General features: G+C 58.4%; 16 protein-coding genes. 8 read left to right on the forward strand and 8 right to left on the reverse strand.

Annotated elements, in window-relative coordinates:
• Window positions 1-419: 419 nt before the first annotated feature.
• Window positions 420-947 carry a nitroreductase family protein gene (locus J3353_RS11955; RefSeq protein ID WP_097770289.1) on the reverse strand — a complete coding sequence of 176 codons (528 nt, stop codon included), beginning with the start codon at window positions 945-947 and terminating at the stop codon, window positions 420-422.
• Window positions 948-1,098: 151 nt separating this feature from the next.
• On the opposite strand from J3353_RS11955, the gene J3353_RS11960 reads away from it, so the two are divergent.
• The 4 genes from J3353_RS11960 to J3353_RS11975 all read left to right on the forward strand — a co-directional run bounded on the left by J3353_RS11960 (window position 1,099) and on the right by J3353_RS11975 (window position 3,529).
• Entirely contained in the window at window positions 1,099-1,428 is a 330-nt protein-coding gene (locus J3353_RS11960) for a helix-turn-helix domain-containing protein (protein ID WP_117476890.1), read from the forward strand.
• Window positions 1,429-1,718: 290 nt separating this feature from the next.
• On the forward strand, window positions 1,719-2,318 hold the full coding sequence (locus tag J3353_RS11965) for an HD domain-containing protein (RefSeq protein WP_207684922.1): 600 nt from the start codon (window positions 1,719-1,721) through the stop codon (window positions 2,316-2,318).
• Between the two features lie 72 nt (window positions 2,319-2,390).
• Window positions 2,391-2,960, forward strand: a complete 570-nt coding sequence (locus tag J3353_RS11970) for a chromate transporter (protein WP_207684923.1) — start codon at window positions 2,391-2,393, stop codon at window positions 2,958-2,960.
• Entirely contained in the window at window positions 2,957-3,529 is a 573-nt protein-coding gene (locus J3353_RS11975) for a chromate transporter (protein WP_207684924.1), read from the forward strand. Before J3353_RS11970 ends, J3353_RS11975 begins: the two co-directional genes overlap by 4 nt.
• Before the next feature lie 25 nt (window positions 3,530-3,554).
• On the opposite strand, the gene thiD is transcribed toward J3353_RS11975, so the two are convergent.
• Window positions 3,555-4,355 (reverse strand): bifunctional hydroxymethylpyrimidine kinase/phosphomethylpyrimidine kinase, encoded by an 801-nt coding sequence (gene thiD / locus J3353_RS11980; protein WP_207684925.1) that lies wholly within the window; start codon window positions 4,353-4,355, stop codon window positions 3,555-3,557.
• A 132-nt stretch (window positions 4,356-4,487) separates the two neighbouring features.
• Between thiD and J3353_RS11985 the strand changes: the two genes are divergently transcribed.
• Together J3353_RS11985 and J3353_RS11990 are read left to right on the forward strand one after the other, a co-directional pair.
• Window positions 4,488-5,027, forward strand: a complete 540-nt coding sequence (locus tag J3353_RS11985) for a TIGR00730 family Rossman fold protein (RefSeq protein ID WP_207684926.1) — start codon at window positions 4,488-4,490, stop codon at window positions 5,025-5,027.
• Between the two features lie 73 nt (window positions 5,028-5,100).
• The gene (locus J3353_RS11990; RefSeq protein ID WP_242700944.1) at window positions 5,101-5,853 is read left to right on the forward strand and encodes a ZIP family metal transporter; all 753 of its coding nucleotides are present in this window, start codon (window positions 5,101-5,103) and stop codon (window positions 5,851-5,853) included.
• 55 nt (window positions 5,854-5,908) lie between these two features.
• Here the strand turns inward: J3353_RS11990 and J3353_RS11995 are convergent, their stop codons facing one another.
• Together J3353_RS11995 and holA are read right to left on the reverse strand one after the other, a co-directional pair.
• Window positions 5,909-6,526 (reverse strand): toprim domain-containing protein, encoded by a 618-nt coding sequence (locus J3353_RS11995; protein WP_154277276.1) that lies wholly within the window; start codon window positions 6,524-6,526, stop codon window positions 5,909-5,911.
• Window positions 6,523-7,551: a DNA polymerase III subunit delta gene (gene holA / locus J3353_RS12000; RefSeq protein ID WP_207684927.1), complete on the reverse strand. Its 1,029-nt coding sequence runs from the start codon at window positions 7,549-7,551 to the stop codon at window positions 6,523-6,525. The genes J3353_RS11995 and holA overlap by 4 nt, the downstream gene beginning before the upstream one ends.
• Window positions 7,552-7,718: 167 nt before the next feature.
• Between holA and J3353_RS12005 the strand changes: the two genes are divergently transcribed.
• Together J3353_RS12005 and J3353_RS12010 are read left to right on the forward strand one after the other, a co-directional pair.
• The gene (locus J3353_RS12005; protein ID WP_207684928.1) at window positions 7,719-9,002 is read left to right on the forward strand and encodes an amidohydrolase family protein; all 1,284 of its coding nucleotides are present in this window, start codon (window positions 7,719-7,721) and stop codon (window positions 9,000-9,002) included.
• 82 nt (window positions 9,003-9,084) lie between these two features.
• Window positions 9,085-9,675 (forward strand): rhomboid family intramembrane serine protease, encoded by a 591-nt coding sequence (locus J3353_RS12010; RefSeq protein ID WP_005930504.1) that lies wholly within the window; start codon window positions 9,085-9,087, stop codon window positions 9,673-9,675.
• 54 nt (window positions 9,676-9,729) lie between these two features.
• Here J3353_RS12010 and J3353_RS12015 read toward each other — a convergent pair whose 3' ends face one another.
• The 4 genes from J3353_RS12015 to J3353_RS12030 all read right to left on the reverse strand — a co-directional run bounded on the left by J3353_RS12015 (window position 9,730) and on the right by J3353_RS12030 (window position 14,727).
• Complete coding sequence (locus J3353_RS12015) at window positions 9,730-10,497, reverse strand: copper homeostasis protein CutC (protein ID WP_207684929.1); 768 nt, start codon at window positions 10,495-10,497, stop codon at window positions 9,730-9,732.
• Window positions 10,498-10,689: 192 nt separating this feature from the next.
• A complete protein-coding gene (galT, locus tag J3353_RS12020; RefSeq protein WP_249259214.1) occupies window positions 10,690-12,189 on the reverse strand; it encodes a UDP-glucose--hexose-1-phosphate uridylyltransferase in 1,500 nt (499 codons plus the stop codon).
• Complete coding sequence (locus J3353_RS12025) at window positions 12,186-13,472, reverse strand: galactokinase family protein (protein WP_207684931.1); 1,287 nt, start codon at window positions 13,470-13,472, stop codon at window positions 12,186-12,188. Before J3353_RS12025 ends, galT begins: the two co-directional genes overlap by 4 nt.
• Window positions 13,473-13,611: 139 nt before the next feature.
• Window positions 13,612-14,727 (reverse strand): 5-bromo-4-chloroindolyl phosphate hydrolysis family protein, encoded by a 1,116-nt coding sequence (locus tag J3353_RS12030; RefSeq protein WP_156060791.1) that lies wholly within the window; start codon window positions 14,725-14,727, stop codon window positions 13,612-13,614.
• Window positions 14,728-14,745 lie beyond the last annotated feature (18 nt).

Genomic DNA, 14,745 nt, shown 5'->3' on the forward strand with positions numbered 1-14,745 from the left:
ATAATATTCACAGAGATTCCGCTGGCTATGTGATACTATCCTGATACTAAAAAATCAACAAGCCGTATCTACCACGGTAATCTCATGGAAAAGTGAACATCCAAGAACAGACACACTAAACAAATTTGCTTAGTAAAGAAATAAACCTACCGAGCTCGAGTAAGCTCTACTCAATCCCATCAAAAACGAGCAGAACCCCTGTCAGTGTGCGCTGACGGGGGTTCTGCGTATATAGGCGCAACTCTTCGGAAATTCCGAAGAGTTCAGAGCAGTTGTTAAGGAGTGCTTAATAACTTGGGTGGTCTATCAACTATCCGGGATTTCCGGATGGTTCGAGTTTAGCAGTTGGAACTATTAAGAAAAAATTAATGGTTGGACGTGCCAGAGAAAATAGAATGATATAAAGATATAATTTTAAGTTAAAGCTTCTCGAAAGATACCATGGCAGAAAGAGAGTTTCTCATTTTTGCATGGCGATCTGCGGACAGAGCCTTTTCACGAGAGGTGTCGGCGTAGCCGAGGACAAGGATGTTGACCGGTTCAAGGTTGTCGGGAATCTTAAATTCAGCCTTCAGGATGTCCGGCTTGAAATAGCATACCCATACGCTTCCTAAACCTAAGTAGGTGGCTTCCATCATCATGTGGTCGGTAATGATGCTTGCATCAATATCGGTCAGCTTTTTACCATCAAAGGGACGTGTCCAGACCTTATTTGTATCGCTGCAAACGATAATTGCCAGCGGCGCACCATAGATATTTGTGGCCTTTCCAATTTTACGAAGGCCCTCATCACTCTGCACTACAATCAGGTGTTGAGGCTGGCAATTACCACCCGTGGGTGCAACGTGAGCTGCCTCTAAGATGGCATCCAGCTTTTCCTTCTCAACCTTCTGCTTTGTGTAAGCGCGTACACTATACCGTTTCTTTGCAAGTGTCAAAAAATCCATAATGTGATGGTCCTTTCTGAAAGTGTAAATTTGTGTAGGGTCTTGATAATTCAATCGGCCTATGCTATGATTTTATCAGTCGTTTTCAAAAAAGCAAGAACGCACTTTTTTGTTATATACTACCCAAAAAGATAGTGTAGGGAAGAGAAAAATGAAATGTCCAAGTACCTTTAACTGCCCGGTTGAAGCAACCCTCGATTTGATTGGTGGGAAATATAAAGCACTTATTCTGTGGCATTTGATTGATAATACCTTGCGCTTTAATGAGATAGGAAAGTTGATTCCCAAGGCTACGCCTAAAATGCTGACACAGCAGCTCCGGGAGCTTGAAAATGATAACTTAGTTATTCGGAAAGTTTATCCTGTTGTGCCGCCAAAGGTAGAATATTCGCTCAGCGACTTTGGGAGAAGCATCATTCCTATTTTGGATGCGATGTGTAAATGGGGAGAAAACTATCTGGCAGATGCAAGCAAGAAGTAATCCTTAAAAGACAGTTGCATCCTGAACGTAAATACGTTATAATACTCACAGAGATCCCGCTGGTTGTGTGATACTATCCTGATACTAAAAAATCAGCAAGCCACATCTAGCACAGCAATCTCATGGAAAAGTGAACATTCAAGAATAGCCTTACTAAACAAATTTGTTTAGTAAGAATCCGAACTTACCGAGCTCGAGTAATGGACCAAAATGCCGAAAGCCTGTATGCATGCGGGTTTTCGGCATTTGTTTTTATCAATGCATAAGGAAAGGGAAAGAAGGAATAGGTTATGCTGCCAACAAGAAAAGAAGCGATGGCGTTGATTCGGGATGGTCTATCAAATAATCCGGGGCCTTGGGGAAAACATTGTTTAACAGCAGCGCACTGTGCAGAAAAAATAGCAGCGGCATGTGGAGATATGGATGCGGAGAAGGCCTATGTTTTAGGCCTACTGCATGATATAGGAAGAAAATTTGGCGTAAGACATCTTGGCCATGTTTCCGATGGGTACACATATATGATGCGCCTTGGTTATGATGAGGTGGCAAAGATCTGTTTGACGCATTCTTTTAACAATCACACGGTGGATGAATACATTGGAAAATTTGATGTTTCAGATGAAGAAATGAAAATGATTAAGACTGAATTGGCTAGGACAGTATACGATGATTATGACCGGTTGATTCAATTGTGTGATAGTCTGGCGGGAGCGGAAGGGGTTCTGGATATAGAAGATAGAATGAACGATGTAAAGAAACGGTACGGCTTTTATCCGCAAGACAAGTGGGATTCCAATATGAGATTGAAGCAATACTTTGAGAAGAAAATGAAGAAGGACATCTACCTTGTTTGTGAGAAAGACTCATTTGTGCCGGAAGAGATAGGATGATCGAAGGTCTTGTGAATGGGTTCCCTGATGGGAGACTTTATGCTATAATAGGCAGGCAGCGAGGTGAAGTGTATGAAAAAAACAAGAGATCTGTTCTGGACTTTTTTGAAGATCGGTGCGTTCACGTTTGGCGGCGGCTACGCAATGGTGGCCCTGCTGGAACGGGAATTTGTGGAAGACAAGCAGTGGCTGAGCCGGGAGGAATTTCTCGATATGGTCGCCATTGCGGAGTCCACGCCGGGCCCTGTGGCGGTGAACAGCGCCACCTATGTAGGCTATAAGATCGAAGGGGCAGAGGGGGCCGCGGCATCCACACTGGCGGTCTGCCTGCCCTCGTTTGTGGTCATCTACCTGATCTCACTGGTGTTTGACCGGTTCTTGCAGCTGTCGGCAGTGGCAAGCGCGTTCCGGGGCATTCAGGTCTGCGTCATCTATCTGATCCTTTCGGCGGGGATGAAGATGCTGAAAAGCCTGTCCGGTACGGCCTTCAACAGGATCATCGTTGCCGGTGTCGTGGCGGCCATGGTGGGCTGCTCGATGGCGGCGGTGTCCTTCTCGTCCCTCTACTACATCCTGCTCTGCGGGGCGGCAGGGGTGCTGCTCTACCTGTTAAAAAAGCTGCGGAAGGAGGAGAAAGCATGATCTACCTCCAGCTGTTCCTCAATTTTCTGATGATTGGAGCGCTCTCCTTTGGCGGCGGCTACGGGATGATCTCGCTGGTGCGGGAGACCGTGCTGCGTCATAGCTGGCTGACCGAAGCAGAATTCCTGAGTTTTGTCGCCGTTTCGGAGTCCACCCCGGGCCCGCTGGCAATCAATATGGCAACCTTTATCGGGTCATCACAGGGCGGCTTTCCGGGAGCGCTGATCGCTACGATGGGTGTGGTGCTGCCCTCGTTCTTCATCATCCTGCTGATCGCGGCGGTGCTGAAAAACCTGATGAAGTATGCGGGCGTGGAAGCCTTTCTTTCCGGTGTGCGGCCCTGTGTGGTGGCCATGATCCTGGCGACCGCGCTGAATATGATGCTCTCCACACTGGGCGGCATCAAAACGCTGGCGGATGGATTTGCACCGGATGCGAGATCGATCCTTGTGTTTGCTGTTTTATGGGCGGTGCATTTTGTCTGGAAGAAGCGGACGCAAAAAGCCCCGTCGCCCATCGGAATGATCCTGCTGGCGGCGGGACTGGGAGTCCTGTTCTGGGGCGTATGAGAGATCATCGCCCTTTTTTTGTGGCTCAGTGCTCCACGAATTCGCCGCGCAGGGCAAACATGTGGTCCATGGGGCCGGAGCCTTTGCCCAGATCGAGCATGGCGGACAGGCAGCCTGAAATATATGCCTTGGCCCGCTCAACGGCGGCATCCAGGGGATAGCCCTTTGCCAGATTGGAGGCAATGGCGCTGGACAGGGTGCAGCCGGTGCCGTGGGTATTGGGGTTGGCGATGCGCTCGCCGTGGAACCACTTGCCGTTGCCGTTGCGCCAGAGCAGATCGTCGGCATCGTTCACCTTGTGGCCGCCCTTGCAGAGCACGGCACAGCCGTATTTTTCGCTGATGCACTTTGCAGCGGCCTCCATCCCGGCGGTATCGGTGATGGTCATGCCGGACAAGATCTCGGCCTCCGGAATGTTGGGCGTGACCACCTCGGCCATGGGCAGAAGCTGCCCGGTCAGGATCTGGATGGCGCTGTCCTGCAGCAGCTTGGAGCCGGAGGTGGCCACCATCACGGGATCGACCACGATGTGCTTGGCATCGTACTGGCGCAGCTTTTTGGCAATGGTCTCAATGAGCGCAGACGACGACACCATGCCGATCTTGATGGCATCCGGGTAGATATCGGTGAACACCGCATCCAGCTGTTGGGCCAGAAATTCGGGTGTAGTCTCAAAGATTCCGGTCACACCGGTGGTGTTCTGGGCCGTCAGAGCAGTGATGGCGCTCAGGGCAAACACGCCGTTGGCGGTCATGGTCTTGATGTCGGCCTGAATGCCTGCGCCGCCGCTGGAATCGCTTCCGGCAATGGTCAATGCTGTTTTCATAAGGAAAATCCCCCTTTTTCCTCTCAGCATAGCACAGTCCGGCGGTATTTGCAAGGAAAACCGGCCCGCCCTCTTTTCTGCCGGAGAAAAGCGTGATAAAATAAGGCAAAAACGAAACTGGGGGAGAATACAATGAACGTCACGGTATATCTGGGCGCAAACGAGGGCAATGATCCGGCCCTGAAGCAGGCGGTGCAGGAGCTGGGAAGGTGGATCGGGGAGAGCGGGAACGCGCTGGTGTACGGCGGCTCCCGCTGCGGTCTGATGGGAGAGATCGCCGAAAGCACCCTGAACGCCGGGGGCGAAGTGACCGGCGTGGAACCGGAGTTTTTTGTGCAGGGAGAGCTGCAGCACGAGGGGCTGACGGAGCTGATCGTGACAAAGGATATGACTGAGCGCAAAACAAAGATGATCGCGCTGGGGGATGCGTTTATTGCGTTTCCCGGCGGCACCGGCACACTGGAGGAGATCGCCGAGGTGATGTCCAAGGTATCGCTCAGGTATCTGGATGCGCCCTGCATCCTCTATAACCTGCACGGCTACTACGATGGACTGAAAGCCCTGCTTGGCCGGATGATCGAAAAGGGGCTCTCCTCCCCGGAACGCCAGCAGGGGATCTATTTTGTAGAGGATCTGGAGCAGATCAAGGAAATTTTGCAGAAATCCTTTTGAAGGTCCTGTTTAGGGTCGCTCTCTGCACACCTCCTGCCGCCTTGGCATAGACCGGGAAAAGGGGGAGTGCGATTTGGAACAGATTTTCCTGACGGCGGCCGTGCTGCTGCTGCCGATGCTCTGCACCACGGCCGGTGCGGCTGGTGTGTTCCTGCTGCGGAAGACCGGGGAGCCTGCCACCCGGCGGATGCTCTGCGGCATGGCGGCGGGCATCATGCTGGCGGCCAGCGTATGGAGCCTGCTTTTGCCGGCCATTGAGCGGGCAGAGCAGGGGCCGCTGCCTGCATGGGTCCCGCCTGCCGTGGGCCTGCTGCTGGGTGCGGTAGGGCTTTTGCGGCTGGAAACGCTGGCGGGCCGCCTATTGAATGCCGGGCCGGGCCGCTGTGGGCGGATGGTGCTGGCAGTCACCCTGCACAATCTGCCCGAGGGCATGGTGGTGGGCCTTGCTGCTGCGCTGGCCCTGCGGGGAGAACCGGATGCCATCAGCGGGGCGCTGGCCCTTGCGCTGGGCATTGGGCTGCAGAACATTCCCGAGGGAGCTGCGGTCAGTCTGCCGCTGGCGCAGGAGGGTAGGTCTAAGCGCCGTGCCTTTGCGGCGGGGGCTGCCTCCGGGCTTGTGGAGCCGCTGGGGGGCCTGCTGGCCCTTGCACTGGCCGGGTGGGTCAGTGCAGCCCTGCCCTGGCTGATGAGCCTTGCCGCCGGGTGCATGGTCTGCGTGACGGCACAGGAGATGATCCCGGAAGCCGTGGAGGCAGACGAACCGGCGGGGGTCATCAGCGTGGTGGCAGGGTTTGCCCTGATGATGGCGCTGGATGTTGCCCTATAAAATTATTCTGTAACGCAAAAAGGAGACCGCGCGGTGCGGTCTCCTTTTTTGTCTGTCAGTGTGCTTCGAGTATTTCGGCCTGCAGGGTATCCAGCTGCTCAAAGCTGTACAGCCGGTTCAGCGCCTCCACCAGCTCCTTTTTGGAGAGCCGGGGCGGCAGGCCCAGCGCGTTGAGCAGCTGGTATTTCCGCTCAGCACTGCCCGGGGTGCCGGAAAGTCCCCAGTTGTACAGGTCGGTGTAGGTGATCTGCCGACCCTCCGGGCGGGCAGGCGCGGCCCCGGCTTCTGCGCCCAGTGCATCCCGCAGGCATTGCAGGACGATGGCATCGTCCACGCCTTCCACGCCCAGCAGGCCTTCCTTGCCGGGCTGGGGCTTCCGCTTTTCCTTGCCATGGATGGCGGGCACATAGGCCTGCACCACGTTTTCTGCCCCCACCAGACCGGTGATGTAGGTGCGGATGCGGAACCCGGCGGCATCGGAATCGGTGAAGAGGATCAGGCCGTTTTTCTTCGCCAGGGCTTTCAGCAGCTGCTGGCGTTTTTTGTCCTTGTAGATGCCAAAGCCGTCTGTCAGCAGGATCATGGCATCGGTCAGGTGGGAAAGGCGGGCGGCATCGTATTTGCCCTCCACCACCAGCACCCGGTCGGTGTGCAGCAGTTCTCGTTCGCTCATCGTCCGCTCCCCGCCAGCGCCAGACGGCAGAGTGCTGCTTCCAGCAGGGTCTGCACATCCACGGGCTGGCTCTTCAAACTTTTATCGAGGTCCAGCAGCACCTGCAGGCAGGTCTCCAGCTGGCCCAGCGTGTAATGCGATGCCGTTTCGGCTGAGCGCTTGAGCCGGTAGTCGCTGCCCTTGTAGCCAAAATCCTTGAACACGGCGGCGTAGCTCTTCCGTTTGGAAGCCCCCAGCTTGACCCGGTACAGGTCTACATAGCTGCCAATCATTGCGCCGGTGATGGCAATGGGCTCCTGCTGTAAGCGCAGCAGGGTCTGCAGCTTTTTGCAGGCACCGGTGGCGTTCTTGGCGGTGATCATCCGGATCATCTCAAACACATCCGCTTCCAGGCTCACGGTGCCCATCTCGGCCACCATGGCGGCGGTAACGGTCTGGTAGCCGGAAAGGGCACAGAGCTTGTCTACCTCATTTTCCAGCAGAAAGGGATCCTCGCCGCAGCGCTCCAGCAGGGCTGCGGCAGCGCCCTCGGGCAGGGTGGTATCCTGCGCCTTGGCCCGCTCAATGAGCATCATCTTCAGCTCGTAGGGCTTGGGTTTGGAGAGCTCCTCGACAAAGCCCAGCTTCTTGCATTCAGCGATCAGCTTTTGTGCCCGCTTGCCGGTCTTGAGCTTGCTGCGCTCCAGCTCGAACACACTGCCCAGCACCACCACGGCATTTTCCAGGCTGGCAAGGGTGCTGCACAGCTCGTCCAAATCCTTGTCGCCGTAGGCGGCGGGGTCAAGCTCGGGCAGTACAACCACGCGGCGGGTGCCAAAGAAGGAGATTGTGCCCGCTGCCATGATGAGCTGCTCGATCTCGGGCGCGGCACCGTCCAGCACGGTGGTCTCCTCATCCGTGTCAGCGCTCAGGATCCGGACGGCGGCAGACACTGCCTGCCGGACAAGATACCGCTCGCTGGAATAGAAATAGTAGACCGGACAGCCGCGGTCTGCCAGCTGGCGCAGTTTGGCTTCCGTTGCCACGGCGTGGCCCCCTTTCAGAAAAGAATACCTTATAAGTGTACCCACCGGGGCGGGAAATGTCAATGCAGGAGGCAGAAGAAAAAACGACAGATGTCTTTTATCGCTTCCGCAAACGTGATATACTGAAAGAAAACGGCCTGCGCCGGAACGGAAAGGGAAGAATACGGATGAAACGAGCCTATTTCAACTGCATCCTGCTGGACGGCACCGAACAGATGGAACCGGCGGCGCACAAGATGGTGCTGGTGGACGGGGAGAAGATCACCGCCATCGTGGAGGATACCGCCCCCTGTGAGGGGTATGAGAAGGTGGACCTTAAGGGCGGCTACCTGATGCCGGGCCTTATCAACCTGCATGTCCATCTGGCGGGCAATGGCAAGCCCAGCGCAAAGCCCCGGGATAACGCCGCACTGGTGCGCAGGATCCTGAGCAATGGCCTGACCCGGGCGGTGGCTTACCGGCTGGTGTGCAGTTACGCCAAGCTGGAACTGCTGGGCGGCGTGACCACCATCCGCACCGTGGGCGGTCTGGCAGATTTCGATACCCGCTGCCGGGACGACGCGGCAAAGGGGAAGATCCTGGCTCCCCGCATCCTTGCCGCCAACGAGGGCATCTCGGTGCCCGGCGGGCACATGGCAGGTTCGGTGGCAGTGGCGGCCCACAACAATGCCGAAGCGCTGGCCCAGCTCCGCAGGGCCGGTGAACAGAGGGTAGATCTGGTCAAGCTGATGATCACGGGCGGCGTGCTGGATGCCACCCAAAAGGGCACCCCCGGGGAGCTGAAGATGAAGCCTGAGATGGTCCGGGCTGTCTGTGATGAAGCCCACAGGCTGGGCTATCCCGTGGCTGCCCACACCGAATCGCCCGAGGGGGTGAAGGTGGCGCTGGAAAACGGCGTGGACTCCATCGAGCATGGCGCAAAGATGGATGAGGAGACCATCCGGCTCTACAAGGAGCGGGGTGCTTTCGTCTGCACCACCATCTCCCCGGCGCTGCCCTATGCACTGTTTGACCCGGCCATTTCCGGCGCTTCCGAGAAGGACCAGTACAATGGCAGGATCGTCTTTGACGGCGTGGTGGAAAGTGCCAGAACGGCCCTTGCCAACGGCATTCCGGTGGGTCTGGGCAATGACGTGGGCTGCCCCTACGTCACACAGTATGATTTCTGGCGGGAGCTGTGCTACTTCCACAAATACTGCGGCGTGAGCAATCAGTTTGCCCTCCACACGGCCACCCTGCGCAATGCCCGGCTGGCCGGTGTGGGGGATGTGACCGGCTCCATTGAAGCGGGGAAGAGCGCTGATTTCATCGTGACCCGGAAGAACCCGCTGGACGACCTGGCTGCCCTGCGCCAGCTGGAGCTGGTGGTCTGCCGCGGCCGTGCCGTGCACAAGCCCGCTCCCAAGCGGAACAAAACGGTGGATGCCCTGCTTGACCCGTATCTGGTATAAATGCTATAATATCCTTAAATTCCGTCCGTGCCAGAGCGGGCGCTGAAAGGATGAAACGCTTACGAAACGTCCCAAGCTAACATTGCAGCTGCAATACAATTCGCCGGTGATCCTGACCTTTTTTCTGCTCTCCCTGGGGGCTTTGTTCCTGGGGCAGTGGACAGGCGGCTGGACCACAAAGCACCTGTTCTGCGTCTATCGCGGTTCTCTGAAAGACCCGCTGTTTTACATCCGGCTCTTCGGCCATGTGCTGGGCCATGCCAGCTGGGATCATTTCCTGAACAATATGCTCCTGCTGCTGGTCATCGGCCCGCCGATGGAAGAAAAATATGGCAGCGGCCCCCTGCTCAAGGGCATCCTGCTCACGGCGCTCATCTCGGGTGTTCTGCAGTGTGTGCTCTTCCCGCATACGGCGCTGCTGGGGGCTTCGGGCATCGTGTTCATGCTCATCATGCTGGCATCGCTGTCGGGCTTCTCCGGCGGCATCCCGGTGACCATGCTGCTGGTGGCGGCACTGTATCTGGGCCAGCAGGTGTATGATATCATCTTTGCCCACGATAATGTGGCGAACTTCATGCACATCGTGGGCGGTGTGTGCGGCACAGCCTTTGGGTATGTGTATGCCATGCTGCCCCGGAAACGCAGGAGACCGGCTGCCAGAAAAAAGCGATGATCAACAAACGACCCCGGAAAGCTTGACTGCAGCTTTCCGGGGTCGTTTTATGGATTACAGTTCGTTCAGGATCCGCCGCGCGGCACGGATGGTCTCCTCGCTGGTCTGCCAGACCTCAAACTCGGAGAAGCCGGGCAGGCCCATGGGAACACCTTCCCGCCGGAAGATCATCCGGCTGTCCAGCACCTGCTTGCCGGACATGTGGAAGGCGTGTGCGCCTGTCTCAGCTGCCAGAGCCGGAAGATTGGCCGGGGTCACGCCCGCCCCCACCAGGATCTCAAGATCAGGCCCAGCGGTTTCCACCAGCCGACGGAGCAGGGAAGCGCCCGCCGGGGCGCTGGCGGCCTGCCCGCTGGTCAGGATGGTGCCAAGGTTCAGCGCTTTGGCCGCTTCCATCGCCGCAAAGGGGTCTTTGCAGACATCAAAGGCACGGTGCAGGGTGCAGACGACCGGACAGCCAGCGGCCTTTGCAGCGGCCCGGGCGGCCGCGTAGATGGGACGCAGCGCGTCCACGTCCAGCTCCCCCTCCGGGGTCAGCACACCGGTCACAATGCCGTCCGCACCCGCCTGAACCAGCGCGGCGGCGGTCTCGGCCATCTGGGCAAGCTCATAGCGGTCGTAGCAGAAATCACCGAACCGGGGCCGCAGCAGGGCACGCACCGGCAGGCCGGTCTCGGCCTTGACCTGTCGCACCAGCGCAAGGCTGGGTGTGGTACCGCCGATGATCAGGTCGGCGCACAGCTCCAGCCGGTCGGCTCCGCCCCGCTTTGCCGCAAGGGCGCTTGCGACACTGTCTACACAGACTTCTAAAGTATAGGGCATAAAAACCTCCCGGGAAGCAGGCCAGCGGGCGATGAAATGGACTGCAACAACAGCGACCGCCGCCAGTGGCGGATGTAGGAAGCTGTTGTTGGGGCCGCGGCCAGCAGGATGCGAGTGCAATTGCACGAAGCAGACGCTGGGAGCCGCAACCCGTACTCACTTGCGTGGGGAATCACCGCCGGCCTGTGGTGGTTACTTTACACTTTCGAGGAACCGCACGAAACCGACGCGGCCGGCTTCATCCAGCTTGTAGACACCGGCATCTGCCAGCACCTGCGCGAACACCTGGCCTACCTCATCCTGCAGGATCAGGTGGACGCTGTCGCTGTTCAGCTCAGGATGGCGGGCCAGGATCTCCTGTGCCCATGCGGCGTGCTTCTGCAGGGCTTCGGGGTACTGCTCGGCAGGCACCCGGGCCACCAGCATATCTGCCAGATCGAACAGCTCCTGCTTCAGGCGGCTGGGAAGGACTGCCAGACCCATGACCTCGATCAGGCCGATGTTCTCCTTTTTGATGTGGTGGAGTTTTGCGTGGGGATGGTAGACCCCCAGCGGGTGTTCCGGGGTGGTGATGTTGTTGCGCAGAACCAGATCCAGCTGATATCTGCCATCCCGCACCCGGGCAATGGGAGTGATGGTGTTGTGGGGCTCGCCGTCCGTCTCGGCAAAGATGAAGCTTGCCTCGTCGGTATAGCCGCGCCATGCGGTCAGGATCTTGTCTGCCAGCTCCACCAGACGCTCGTCATCCGCACAGGTCAGGCGGATGCAGCTCATGGGCCAGTGGACGATGCCGGCTTCCACATCCTCAAAGCCGGGGAACACCCAGCTCTTCTCGATGGGGGCCTTGGCCATGGCGAACTCGTAGTGGCCGCCCTGGAAGTGGTCGTGGCTCAGGATGCTGCCGCCCACAATGGGCAGGTCGGCATTGCTGCCCACGAAATAGTGGGGGAACAGGCCCACGAAATCCAGCAGCTTGCGGAAGGTGGCCCGCTCGATCTTCATGGGGGTGTGCTGGCTGTTGAACACGATGCAGTGCTCGTTGTAGTAGACATAGGGGCTGTACTGCAGATTCCATGCGCTGCCGTTGATGGTCAGCGGGATGATGCGGTGGTTTTCGCGGGCGGGGTGGTTCATCCGGCCTGCATAGCCCTCGTTCTCCACGCAGAGCTGGCACTTGGGGTAGGCGCTCTGGGGGGCCAGCTTGGCGGCGGCAATGGCCTTGGGATCTTTTTCCGGCTTCGAGAGGTTGATGGTGATGTCCAGATCGCCGTAGGGGGTCTTGGTGACCCACTTCACGTCCCGCTTGATGCGGTAGCGGCGGATGTAATCGGTATCCTGGCTGAATTCATAGAACCAGTCGGTGGCGGCCTGGGGGCCCTCGCTTTCGTACCGCTCCTCAAAGTTGGCGCGGACAATAGAGGGGCGCGGGGTCAGCACACCCATCAGCCTGGTGTCAAACAGGTCGCGGGCGGTGGAATTGTCCTCGCACACGCCCCGGGCCACGGCATCGTCCACCAGCGTTTTCAGGATGCTTTCGAGGTCGGTGTAGCAGACATCCCCCTCAGGCTCGGCAAAGCTGTCCAGCTGCATGGTCATCAGCAGCTGATTGCGGATGTAGATCTCGTCATCGGGCAGGATGAGCCCGGTGTCCAGCCCATAGTTGACGAGCTGTTGAATGGCAGTAGAGATCACAGCACGGCACCTCCTTCCGGACGGATGGAGAGGATGTGGCACTTGCCTGCACCCAGAATGGCCTCCATCTCAGCCTTGAAGGCATCCAGCTTCTCCAGCGGTACAAAGGCCTGCACGGTGCCGGCAAAGCCGCCGCCGTGAACGCGGACAGCGCCCGCGCCGTTCAGGAAATGCTTTGCGGCGGCAATGGTCACAGCCACTTCCTGATGCTCCTTGTACCCGGCAGGGATGACGTTCTGCAGGTATTCCCAGCTGCTGGTGCCGGATTCGTTGACCAGTTGCAGGAAGGTCTTAAAATCACCGGCGCGCAGGGCGTTTACCTGCCGGGCAACGCGCTGGTTGTCAGCGTAGACGTGGAAAGCCCGGAGCACGGCACGGTCGCCGCACTGTTTGCGGCATGCGGGCAGATTTGCAATAAAGGTCTCAAAGGGCACATCCCGCAGGACTTCGCCGCCGCAGACAGCGGCCACGGCGCGGCACTCGTTGGGAATGGCGGCGTATTCATCGGTCAGGTCGGCGTGGTCTGCACCGGAATCCAGGATGCAGAGGGCAAGGCCGGCCTGAGAGAAATCCACCTGCACTGGCTCCACATCGGGGTGGGCAGGATCGGCAAAGTCGATGGTGATAATGTTGCCCACGCTGGAGGCCATCTGATCCATCAGGCCGCAGGGCTTGCCAAAGTAGACGTTCTCTGCCCACTGGCCGATCTGCGCAATGGCGATGGGGGAGACCTTTTCGGCCATGAAGCGGTCGTTCAGGATGACACCGATCAGCACCTCAAAGGCGGCAGAGGACGAAACGCCGCTGCCCTTGGGCACATTGGAGGAGATGTACACGTCCAAGCCGGAGAGGGCAGCGCCACGCTCCTTGAAGGCCTCGCACTCGCCCCGCAGCAGGGCCATGGTGGTGTTCTCTTCCTCCTTGCGGGCAGCAAGGTCGCCAAGGTCGATGACACAGAGGTCATAGCCCTCGCTCTGCACACGCAGCTGGTTCAGGCCGTTGGGGGCAGCGGCAGCGATCATGTCAATGTTCACGCTGCCGGCCAGCACCCGGCCATGCTGGTGGTCGGTGTGGTTGCCGCCGATCTCGGTGCGGCCCGGGGCGCTGTACAGTCCGGCTTCGGTGTGGGCACCAAAGGTAGCTTCCAGCCCGTCCAGCACTGCCGCATAGCGTGCGGCGTGGGCAGCGGTCTGCTCCGGCGAACAGCAGTAGAGGGAGGCCAGCCGGGCGGTATGGGTGCCGCCCGCCAGCTCCTGCTTCCAGACAGAAATAGGCTTCATCATGGCGCGTTCCTCCTCGTATAGGTGAATGATTCTTCAAAGGGCCTGGGCCCGTTCTTCTGATTCTATAATATCGGTTCTGTCAAGAAAAGACCATGTATTATTGTTGCATCTGGATGAAAGGTCAACGCAGTTCCGGCGGTCAGCTCCGGGGCGCGAAATCGCCGCCGGTGAGCCCGTCGAGGTTCAGCATCCCTTCCAGCGCAGCAATGTCGGTGGAAACATCCAGCGCATCGGAGGCAAACAGCTTGTCCAGCTGGTTTTCAAAGGCGGTGATGAGCAGATCCATGCTCCGCTCAATGCTCTGCTTTGCCTCAGTGATGTTGGTGCCCTGCACATCCTGTGCCGAAAGCTGGGCGTAGGTATTCAGCAGCTTCAGCGCGGTGGGCAGGTAGTAATCCATAAATTTCTGCAGCTGGGCTTTTTTGTCCGGGTCCTTTTTGGCCAGTGCGAAGATGCGGGCGCTGACATCCTCCAGCCGGGAGATCTTGGCCGTCATCACCGGGTCGGGGATGGCATCGTTGGCCTGCCGGAGCTGGCGCTGCAGGGCGGCATACTGATCCTCGGGAGCCGGTGCGGGTGCGGGCTCGGCGGGCCTGGGCGGCTGGGGCGCAGCGCCCCGCACCACCAGCGTGCCGGTGCGGTTGTCGATATAGGCATCGGCCCCGAAATAGCCGTGGTCGATGGCGCGCTCCACGGCGGCGCGGCCCCTGTCGGCATCAATGCCCGCAGCTGCAAAGAGTTCGTCCAGCGGGATATTATCCCGGGTCCCAACGATCTTGTCCAGCTGGCGCTCCAGCTTGCGGGCCTGCTTCATCCGCAGGCCCATGGCCAGCGCAGCGCCGCCGCCAATGGTCTGGGCCAGCGCGGTCAGAAACTCGCCCCAGTCGAACCAGTAGCCCCACAGGTCAATGATATCGGCAAGGCCTGCAAGGCCCACCACCAGAAAGATGCCGCCGAACACCGTGCAGAGGCTGGTCAGGGTCTTGTGCCACTTTTTGGCGTTCTGCTGCTCGGCAGTGGGCACATCGTGGCCGTAGACCGGCTCAGTGTCCCGGGCCGGCTGACCGGAACCGGTGTCCTGGGGGCGGAAATCGCTGGAATATTCCGCGTTCTCCTGCTCCTTTTTCTCGGCATCCCGGTCGATGGCACGCAGGATGAAGAACAGGATGCCCAGCCAGGGCGACATGGCGAATACTACCAGCAGGGCAATGGTGGGAATGTGGGCAAGAAAATGTTTGCTGCGTCTGGGCTCCATGGGGCAGAATCCTCCTAA

It is taken from the genome of Faecalibacterium sp. Marseille-Q4137, assembly GCF_017377535.1.
Classification (GTDB): domain Bacteria; phylum Bacillota; class Clostridia; order Oscillospirales; family Ruminococcaceae; genus Faecalibacterium; species Faecalibacterium duncaniae.